Source organism: Rugosimonospora africana, assembly GCF_016862975.1.
GTDB lineage: Bacteria > Actinomycetota > Actinomycetes > Mycobacteriales > Micromonosporaceae > Rugosimonospora > Rugosimonospora africana.
Genome location: NZ_BONZ01000113.1, coordinates 1 through 9,698, shown reverse-complemented (window position 1 = coordinate 9,698; position 9,698 = coordinate 1). Strand labels below are relative to the sequence as shown.

The 9,698-nt window shown below is 67.7% G+C and carries 8 protein-coding genes; all 8 read right to left on the bottom strand.

Annotated elements, in window-relative coordinates:
* Nucleotides 1-26: 26 nt before the first annotated feature.
* Entirely contained in the window at nucleotides 27-179 is a 153-nt protein-coding gene (locus tag Raf01_RS45660) for a thiazolylpeptide-type bacteriocin (RefSeq protein ID WP_203924430.1), read from the bottom strand.
* Between the two features lie 80 nt (nucleotides 180-259).
* Nucleotides 260-412 (bottom strand): thiazolylpeptide-type bacteriocin, encoded by a 153-nt coding sequence (locus Raf01_RS45655; RefSeq protein ID WP_203924429.1) that lies wholly within the window; start codon nucleotides 410-412, stop codon nucleotides 260-262.
* A gap of 144 nt (nucleotides 413-556) precedes the next feature.
* The gene (locus Raf01_RS45650; RefSeq protein ID WP_203924428.1) at nucleotides 557-1,129 is read right to left on the bottom strand and encodes a hypothetical protein; all 573 of its coding nucleotides are present in this window, start codon (nucleotides 1,127-1,129) and stop codon (nucleotides 557-559) included.
* Between the two features lie 43 nt (nucleotides 1,130-1,172).
* Entirely contained in the window at nucleotides 1,173-3,800 is a 2,628-nt protein-coding gene (locus Raf01_RS45645; protein ID WP_203924427.1) for an ATP-binding protein, read from the bottom strand.
* Between the two features lie 4 nt (nucleotides 3,801-3,804).
* Nucleotides 3,805-4,560 carry an ABC transporter permease gene (locus tag Raf01_RS45640; RefSeq protein WP_239134504.1) on the bottom strand — a complete coding sequence of 252 codons (756 nt, stop codon included), beginning with the start codon at nucleotides 4,558-4,560 and terminating at the stop codon, nucleotides 3,805-3,807.
* A 23-nt stretch (nucleotides 4,561-4,583) separates the two neighbouring features.
* Nucleotides 4,584-5,540 carry an ATP-binding cassette domain-containing protein gene (locus Raf01_RS45635; RefSeq protein ID WP_203924425.1) on the bottom strand — a complete coding sequence of 319 codons (957 nt, stop codon included), beginning with the start codon at nucleotides 5,538-5,540 and terminating at the stop codon, nucleotides 4,584-4,586.
* 231 nt (nucleotides 5,541-5,771) lie between these two features.
* A complete protein-coding gene (locus Raf01_RS45630; protein ID WP_203924424.1) occupies nucleotides 5,772-6,923 on the bottom strand; it encodes a PucR family transcriptional regulator in 1,152 nt (383 codons plus the stop codon).
* Nucleotides 6,924-7,857: 934 nt separating this feature from the next.
* Entirely contained in the window at nucleotides 7,858-9,546 is a 1,689-nt protein-coding gene (locus Raf01_RS45625) for an IS1182 family transposase (protein ID WP_239134503.1), read from the bottom strand.
* Nucleotides 9,547-9,698: the final 152 nt, after the last annotated feature.

Here is a 9,698-nt window from a genome sequence, read left to right as displayed (position 1 = left end):
CTAGGCAAGCCGGTGGCGAGGTGGCCTCAGTTCGACTTGGAGCACGACCCTTGGCTCGTGACCGAGCCACCGCACGAAGCGGCGGTCTCCGGCAACGCCACCGTGTCCCGCAGCGTCGTCACATCGACCTCAGTGATCTCGAGATCATCGAGATCGATCAGATCCAGGTTGTTGTCCATCTGGCTACACCTCCCTTCCATGTGCTGGTGTCCGAGGCGACCACGGCACCCATCCGTAGGCAAGCCGGTTGCGAGGTGCCTCAGTTCGAATGGGAGCACGACCCTTGGCTCGTGACCGAGTCACCGCACGAAGCGGCGGTCTCCGGCAACGCCACCGTGTCCCGCAGCGTCCTCACATCGACCTCAGTGATCTCAAGATCATCGAGATCGATCAGATCCATGTTGTTGTCCATCCGGTTACACCTGCCTTCCATGTGCTGGTGTCCGAGGCGACCACGGCACCCATCCGTAGGCAAGCCGGTGGCGTGCACTCTCACCGGTCGGTCGCCAGCTCCACTCTCACACTCCCCCGAGCCGGCGGGATCGGTACCTACCACCTAGATTGGCTGGCCGCCCCGCCCAACTTCGACAGCCAGCAAACCGAGCCGCCGAGCCGCTGCCGCAGCGGCCCGCCGTGAGCCGACCGACAGCTTGGCCAGCACTGCGGTCGTCGGGCGCGGGCCGCGCGGAATCCGAAACCCGCCGAGTCCCCGCATCAGTCGCCGCAGCGCGCGAGCGGCGGCGTGCGCACCAAGAGCCTCCAACAGCTCCAGCGCACGAAGGCACGCGTCGGGCTCGAGGCCGCGGGCCAGAGCGTCCGCCTGCTCGTACACGCAGCCCAACTGCTCCCACGCCTCCGCGGCGCCCCGCCAGTCACCAGTGATGACGAGCCGGTATGGTTCTGCGTACCATCCCCGCACCGGGAGGTCTGTCCCGGTCCGCCGCAGCCACCAGGCCAGCTCACCGGCGTACCAGGGAGGCCGGGCCTGAGTGGCCAACTCCAGAGCGAGGGTCGGGTCGCCCGGATCCAGCGCCGCGCCAGTCAGCCCGGTGTACTCCGCCCAGGCGATCGCAACCGGGGCCCTGCGGCGCAGGTCGGCGCGTGCCAGCTGGGTATTGACCACTCGCAACGGTTCGACGGCCGCTGGATGGCCGCCATCGGGTTACGTGACATCACTTAGATTGGTCAGCCGGACCGCCCAGTTCGGCGGCAACCAGACCGAGCCGTTGGGCCGCGGTCGCGGCGGCTCGCCGTGATCCGACCGACAGCTTGGCCAGGACCGCCGCGACGTGGTGCTCTACGGTGCGCTCCGACAGAGTGAGCCGGGCGGCGATCTCCCCGTTACTCAGCCCGACCGAGAGCAGTCTGAGCACCTCCGCCTGCCGGACGGTCAGTCCCGCTGGGTTGGCCGCGGTCGCCGGGCGAGGGCCACGCGGGATCCTCAACTCGCCGAGCGCACGCATCCGGCGGCGCAGCATTCGGGCAGCGCCGTGCGCGCCGAGAACGTCCAGCAACCGAAGCGCGCGAAGGCACCCATCGGGGTCTGAACCGGAGGCCAGAGCCTCTGCCTGCTCGTACGGGCAGGCCAAGTCCTCCCACGCCTGTGCGGCGCGCCGCCAGTCGCCGTTCAGAAGGAGCCGGTACGGCTCGGCGTACCACTCCCGCACCGGCGGGTCCGCCCCGGCACGCCGCAGCCACCAGGCCAGCTCCCCGGCGTACCAGGGGTGCCTGGCCCGAGAGGCCAACCTGAAGGCGCTGGTCAGGTCACCCCGGTCCAACGCGGCGCCGGTCAGCCAGGCGTACTCGGCCCAGGCAACGGTGACCGGGGCCTTCCGGCGCAGGTCTGCGTCCACGGCCTGGGCGTTGGCCGCGCGCAACGACTCGACCGCCGACGGCTCACCCAGGCGCGCGCGTACCCGGCCGAGCACGGCGAGCGCAATCGCCGCGAACGGGCCTTGCCGCAGGGGCCGGGCGAGGGCGGTCCGCACGTCCTCTTCGGCGCCCGACCAGTCGCCACGATCCAGGCGTAGCCGGGACCGGACAGCGGTCAGGTACCGGACCGCGGGCAGCAGCTCGTGATCGGTGGCGAACCGCAACGCCCGTTGCAGATCCCCGGAGGCGCGGGGGTCGCGCTGCTCGACGCCGTACGTGGCCAGCCTGGTCAAGGCACGGACGGCTTCCCCGGCCAGCCCGTGTCGTCGGGCGAGCGCGTGAGCGCGGTGCAGGTCGTCTCGCCCGCCGACCAGCCCGGCTGCGAGGCGCGCCGTGCCGAGGTCTGTCAGGGCATGGGCGACAGCGTACGAGTCATGCAGGCGCTCCGCCACGTCGAGCGCCTGGGCGGCCCAGCGGATGGCCCGACTCGGACCTTTGGTCTGCACGCCGAGCTCGGCGCGATTGCCATAGGCCAGCGCGAGCTGCCGCCCGTCCGTGCCCGTACGCTCCAGCAGCTCCACGGCCGACACCGCCGCCCGCTCAGCGTCCTGGCGCCGGCCCGCCCACCAGAAAAGCCTGGACAACCACCGCAGGTTGTCTGCCACCATGGCCGGCTGTGCGAGCTGCTGGCGAATGGCGACGGCAGCGCGGCGGGCGTCGATCGCGGTTGCGGCGTCGCCCGCCCAGAACGTGTGCTCCGCGAACAGCTCCCACAGTTCGGCACGGTCCTGGCAGGACAGCTGGTCGGCATACCGCAACGCCGCCTTGAAGTGATCGGCGGCCGCGCGGTGTGACTGCCCGGCAGCGGCACGTCGGCCAGCCATCCGCGCATAGCGGAGTACGACGACCTCGTCTCCGCACTCCGCCGCGTGATGCGCCAGTCGCGCCGGATCGGCGTCGCTTGCCACCAACACATCCAGGATCGCCCGGTTCAGCTCGCGTCGCACGGCGATGGGTAGGAGGCCGTACACGGTTCGCCGCAGGAGCTCATAGCGAAAGCCGAGTTGTTCCTCAGTCTGCACCAGTAGGCCGGTGGCCAGGCCATCGGCCTGCGCAGCAGGGTCGTCGGCGCCGCACTTGGCAAGCACACCCCGATCGAGCCCGGACGGGCTCGCCGCGAGCAGTCGGATCATCTGCTGAGCCGGTTCGGCGAGGCCGGCCAACCTGGTCTGCACCAAGGCTTGGACCCGGGCCGGCGTGCCGGCTTCGTCATCGGCCGCCAGCACCTCGCTCACGAGCAGAGGGTTGCCACCGGTCAGCCTGTACAGATCCCCACCCACCGCGCCCTTGCGGCGAGCGAGCACGTCGACGGCGGCCGGCGACAACGGATGCAGCGGTATCTGGCGAACCAGCCGGGCCGGCAAACCGGCCAGGACGGTGTACAGAGGATGGTCGGTCCGCAGGTCGTCATCACGGTAGGTCAGCACGACCAGCGCCGGCACCCGGTCCAACCGGCGGCCGATGAATGCCAGGAGTCCCAGGGTGGCCGAGTCCGCCCAGTGCACGTCCTCGAACACGACAACGGTCCGCCCCCGTCGGCACACCTCGTCGAGCAGCGCGGAGAACACATTGGAATCAGACCCGTGCGAGGCCAGTACTTCGGCGAGCCGGCCTCCGCACTGCCGCGCGATGTCGTACAGCGGCCCCAACGGACGCGACCGGGTGAGCGGATCACACAACCCGATGAGCGGTTCGCCAACTCCCGGACGCTGCTGCGCGAAGTGCCGCACCAACGTCGAGCGACCAATGCCCGCCTCGCCGGTCACCAAAACGATCCGGCCCTCTTCCGCACACTCGGCCAGGGACCGGGACATTTCGGCGAGCGCGACGGAGCGTTCCAGCGGCTCGTCCGGTGCGCGAGCCGCCAAGGCCTCACCGTACACTTCGGACGAACAATCGGCCGACCCAGACCTGCACGACGGCCGTCAACACGACCGTCGTGACGACCGCCACCCAGATGCTGCGATCGGCGTGGTCACCGGCGAACAGTGCCCGCACCGCGTCGACCGTCCAGGTCATGGGATTTACCCTGGAGATGTCCAGCAGCCAGGCCGGGGCGCTGGCCGCGGTGATGGGCAGCAGGACTCCGGACAGCAACAGGAGGGGTTGGGTGACGGTGTTCAGCACCGGACCCAGCGCATCCTCGCTACGCAGCCGCAGCGCCGCGGCGTACGACAGCATGGACATGAGCAGCGCCACCAGGCCCAGCAACAGGTACACCAGAAGTAGGTCGCCGATCGACACCGACAGTCCGAACGGCAGACCGAAGACGACAATGACGCTGGCCTGAAAGAGCAACGAGATGACCTCGCGCAGGCACCTGCCGAGAAGCAGGGCCTGCCGGCTGACCGGGGTGACTCGGTGGCGTTCCAGCACACCGGCCCGCTGCTCGCCGATGAGCGTGAAGCCAGCGAACAACGTGCTGTAGAGAGCCAGCATCACCAGCAGGCCGGGCACGAAGGTCTCGTACGCCTGACCGGTCGATCCAGCGTGCAGTGCTGTCTTCAACAACGGGGCAAACAGTACGAGGTAGAGGGCGGGCTGTAACACGCCGGTGATCATCCAGGCCGGGCTACGTCGCAGGAGGAGCAGCTGACGCTCCACAATCAGCCACGTTTCGCGCAACATCGTCAATGTAGGTTCTCCTGCCACTAGTCGCGCAACGAGCGGCCGGTCTTGGCCAGAAAGACGTCATCGAGGCTCGGCCTGTGCAGTTCGACCGACTCTGGCAGGACACCGGCGCGGTCCAGGACGCGAAGGATCAGTGGTACCGCGTTCTGGGCGGCATCCACGTACAGGTGCAGCCCGCCGTCGCCCGGTGCCTCCAGGCGCCGCACGTAGGGTTGATGCTCGAACAGCCGGGCGGCGGCCTGCGAGGCACCGTTGAGTCCGATGCTGACCACGTCGCCGGCGAACTCCCGCTTCAGCTCCGCCGGACTGCCCTCCGCAACGATCCGGCCATCGTCGATGATCGCGATTCGGTCGCAGAGCGCGTCGGCCTCATCCAGGTAATGCGTGGTGAGGAACACCGTCATGCCGTTGTCACGTAGCCGGCGGATCTCGATCCACATGTGCGCCCGGCTCTGCGGATCCAGCCCGGCGGTCGGCTCGTCAAGAAAGAGCAACCCTGGATCGTGAATGACGCCCAGGGCCACATCCGCTCGGCGCCGCTGGCCACCCGAATAGGTCTTGCACCGACGGTCCGCGCAGTCGTTGAGTTCGAAAGCCTCAATCACGGCGGCCGCGCGGCGCACCGCGTCGGCCCTGGAACAGCCGTACATGCGTGCCTGCAGGACAAGTTCCTCGCGAGCGGTCAACTCATACCAGGTGCTCCCACCTTGCGCCACATACCCGATGCGGCGGCGCACCTCCGCCGGCCGGGTGGCGAGGTCGATACCGGCGATGGTGGCAGTCCCGCTGTCCATCGGCAACAGCGTCGTCAGCATCCGGAGCGTGGTGGTCTTGCCCGCTCCATTCGGTCCGAGGAAGCCGAAGATCTGCCCTGATTCGACGAACAGGTCGACACCCTGCACCGCGGCCACGTCCGTGTCGCGAAACCGGTACGTCTTCCGCAATCCACGTGCGTCGACTGCCGCCGTTGCGGACATGAGTCCTCCACGTTTACAGACACGGCTTGCCGGGCCGTTCCCGATCCTGCAGATAGTGACCACAGCGCACGCCGATGGACGAGAAGTCGATCGGATTGGGAATTACCCGTCGGAAGTTCACCAGGCGGACCTCCAGGACCGCCTCAGGTATTCTGCCGATCGGCTGCGGTCGACGTCTTCGTCAGCTGTGCCGAATCAACTGGCGGATCTGGTAAGAAACTGAAATCCCGCTCAAAACAGCTCCCGGGCCCGGATGCGGGCCACCACCACGCTGAGGATCCTCACCCCAGCGGTCGACGCGGGGTCGAGGCCGGTGATGTCGCGAACTCGCTGCAACCGGTAGTCCAGGGTCCGCGGATGGATGATCAACGCCGAGGCAGTCGCAAGCCGCCCCATATCGTGGCAGTAGTACGCGTACAGCGTCTCGACCAGACTCGGCCCGGCGGCCAGGCGTTGCGCGAATCCCCCCAGCCAGGTGTCGATCTGAGGCGTTCCGGCCACCGACAGCTCGGCGAAAAGGTCGGCAACCGCATACCGTCGCGCCGGCTTATCCTCCAGCGGCGCGACCCGGCTCAGACCCCGGGCTAGGGACAGGCTTTCCGCGAGGTGCCCAATCACGCCGTCAACGGAGCCGACCTGGCACGCCCGTCCAATCGCTACGACTGTCGACCGGACCTGCTCGAGCGGGACGTCCTCGCTCGCGCCGTCCAGCGGAGTGAGGATTACCAGTTCGTCCGGCGCCAACCACGCCGTCACAAGTCGGCGGTCCGCTAGGGCATGACTCACCCCGTGACGCTGCGAAGCGGGCACCGGGCTGGGTATCCGCAGCACCGACACCGCGTATCGGTCGGACATTGGCACACCCAGCCCGTCCACGGGTAGCCATTCGACCGGCTCGTCCGCGATCAATGCCTGGGCAAGCAGTTCCATCCGGCCGGCCACGGCGTTGGGGGGATCCGCGCCGTCGAGGTAGCCATTGAGGTAGGCCGCCCGTGCGCGCACCCCCTGGGCGCCCAACCAGCCGACCAGCCGCAGCAGGTCGCCGATGGTGTTGGGGCCGGAGGCCGCCCTGATCTCGTGCAGGAGCCGCCCGGTGTGCAGGTCCACCACCCGCTGCTGCGAGGCCAGCGTCAACGCCGCCTCGGCCCGGATCCGCCCCGCCTCGGCGAAGGTCGACAAATCATTCTCCTCCAGCGGCCGCCCGTTCGCGGCGAGGTCCAGTGTGCGCCGACGAATGAAGACCGCGAAGTCGACCATGTCATCCCGGTCGATGACGTCCCTGCGCGACGCCTCGTACTCGGGCACCTCGCTCGTGAAGATCTCCACCGCCTGCTGGGCGTTGGCCTCGATCTGCGCACGCAATACACCGAACAGCGCTCCCATGTTCACACTCCGCAGTCAGCATCGTCACATCACAGGTCATTCGCGCCGTACGCCTTCGTGGATGGCGCCGTATCCCAGAGACTTGCTGAACGACACGTCCAGCAAGCCGTTCGACGAGATCGCGTCGATGCCCGATCGGCCGCCTGATGCGGGCGTTCCAGCTGTCCAACCGCCCGCCGCCGGGCCAGGGGCCGCGACGCCTCGGCCTCAGCCACGGGGAACAAGATGCGCTCGAACAGTGCGTCCTCCTCACGCCACGCATCGAAGAGATCCAGAGTTGTGACGATCCGCGTACTTCGCCATCCTGTAGCGCACCGCGAGCGGCGCCCCGAACGCCAGGTCGGGTCGAAGGCCGCATTTACTACGTCTTCACCGGCATCGAGCACCACACTCGTCGCGGGCCAGCGGGGCAGGCACCGGACAGTACGGCGCCTGCCATGATGCTATGGGGATGGGCTTCACCGCTTGTCGCGGTACCAGGGCAACGGTGAGCAGACGCTCGCGGTGGTGGAATCTCTCAAGGCCGGGTCCACGGTCGAGCTTCAGGAGACTGCCGCCCTGGCGGGAGTACGGCTTCTTCGAGCTGCCGGACGGACCACCGTGGGAGACCGGCGTCCAGGACGACGCCGGGCAACCCAGCACAGACGCCGCCCGAGCCTGCCCGATGTCAACGTCAGCTTGGGTACCCCGGAAGTTTCTTCCTCATCTTCGGCGCCGACGCCGACGCCGTGCACGTCTACCACGTGCTGCGCTGGGGTGTAGGTTGCTCCATCGGTGCCGCCCTGCGGAGGCGGTGGCGCACGTTCGAATCCTGCCGGGGGCACCACCGGATAAAGTCCGGATGAGCGGCAGAAACGAGCCCTCTTGTCAACGGCCAGTGATCTCGGTTCTGGATCAATCTTTGGATGCCGTTGGTGATCTTGGTGTGGAGTCGTTAACGGGGTGAGTGTTGGCTGAGGCCGATTACGTTGGTCCCGGCGGCGGTCAGGACGTGTTGGATGTGGGTTTTGGCGAGTCCGCGGTATCGGCAGTGACGTAGGCCGTGGGCGTGGACGGTTTCGGAGACGGTTGCCTCCGCGCCGGCGCGCATCGCGTAGCGTTTCTGCCATTCGAGGGTCTTCTGCTGGGCTCGTGTGCGGGTTTGGATCTCCTGCAACGGTTGTGGTAGCAGCAGGATGTGACGTCCCTTGCCGTCGACGTTGCCGGTGCATTGCAGGCGCACAGAGCAGCCGCGGCAGTCCGATCGTCGGAACAGGACTGACAGCCGTGGTTTGCGGTCGGCCATGGTGGGTTTCCAGGGTGGGCTGGTCGTGCCTTGCGGGCAGGTCAGCGTCTTGTCTTCCCAGTTGATGTGGAAGTCTTCCTTGGTGAACCCTGGGCTTTCGGCGGCGGTCGGGTCCAGTCGCACGGGCCCGACAACGGTGATGGCGTGTCGCGTTGCCGCATGGTGGACGACTTCTGGTGTGACATACCCGCTGTCGAGGAGGTGTTCGTTCGGCTCAAGGCCCCGCCCTGTGAGGTCGTCGTGGATGCGACCCAGCACGTCGATGTCCTGTTGCGGCGCAGGCGTGGTCACCACGTGCACGATGACACGGGGCCGGTCGTCATCGCAGGTCTCCGTCTGGTGATCCTTGTAGCCAACCCATTCAATCTTCCCGGGCTTGTGACTGAATCGGGCCTCAGCATCGTGTGGGGAGACGATTTCCAGGCTCGACCACGGCACTCGGGCCGGCTCCGCATCGTCGCCGGCGGCACCGGCGCGGGAGGAACGACGGGCGGTACCTTGTCTACTCATACGCGCGCGAGACTGCTTGGCTTCCCGCCACCGGAGCCTGCCCGACTCGTCGTACCAGAACTGCTGGATCCAGACTCGACGCAGGATGTCCACCTCGGCGAGGTTCCGGATAGCCGATGGCGCTTCCGCTGCCAGGGCCGCCTGCAACAATTCCACGCCGTCGGCGCCGACCTGCTCAACGTACTGGGCCACCGCGGCCGCCCCGGCCGGCTGGCGCTCGTGCCGCACCGCCCGCCCGTAACGGGCGTCCCAACCCGGCGAAGCGACACCGGCCAGCCAGACCTCGTCCAGGGCTTCGACTGCCTTGATCGCGGTCCGCATCGTTTCCGCGACCAACTCCACCCGGCTCAGCTTGCGGACCGCAGCCAGGACATGGGTGGAATCCGTCCGCTGCCGACCCCGACGCTTGACCAACCCCGCGTCCACCAGCCGCTCGACCATCACCGCCAACAGCTGATCGGCCCGGTCACCTTCAGCGAGACGGTCACGGAACTCGCTGAGCACGGAATGATCAAACCCGGGTTCAGTCAACTCCACCCCGAGGGCGTACTTCCAGTCGATGCGGCACGCCACTGCGCGAGCCGCCTGCCGATCGGTGAGATTCTCCGCGTACTGCAGCACTGACACCAACGCCAACTGAGCCGGGGATATCCCTGGCCGCCCATCAGCAGGGAACCAATCAGCGAAGTCCTCGTCGACGAACAGGTCAATCCAACCGGTCCCGAACCCACATCGCCGGTGTTCCCTTCGGATTAGCCGACCACGCCACCCGCGCCGTCTCCACTGGAATCGGCCTACCCGAACCACATCCCATCGACATCCGGCCATCTCAACAGCAGAAAGCAGTTCCGCGTCGACGACGCGCCGGTGATCACCTCACCCGCTCAAGATCACCAACGGCATCATCTTTGTAGCAGCGTTACGGTCCGTGGTTGTCGTTAGTCCGGTAGCAGGATGCGTTGGCGTAGGAGGTCGAGGCG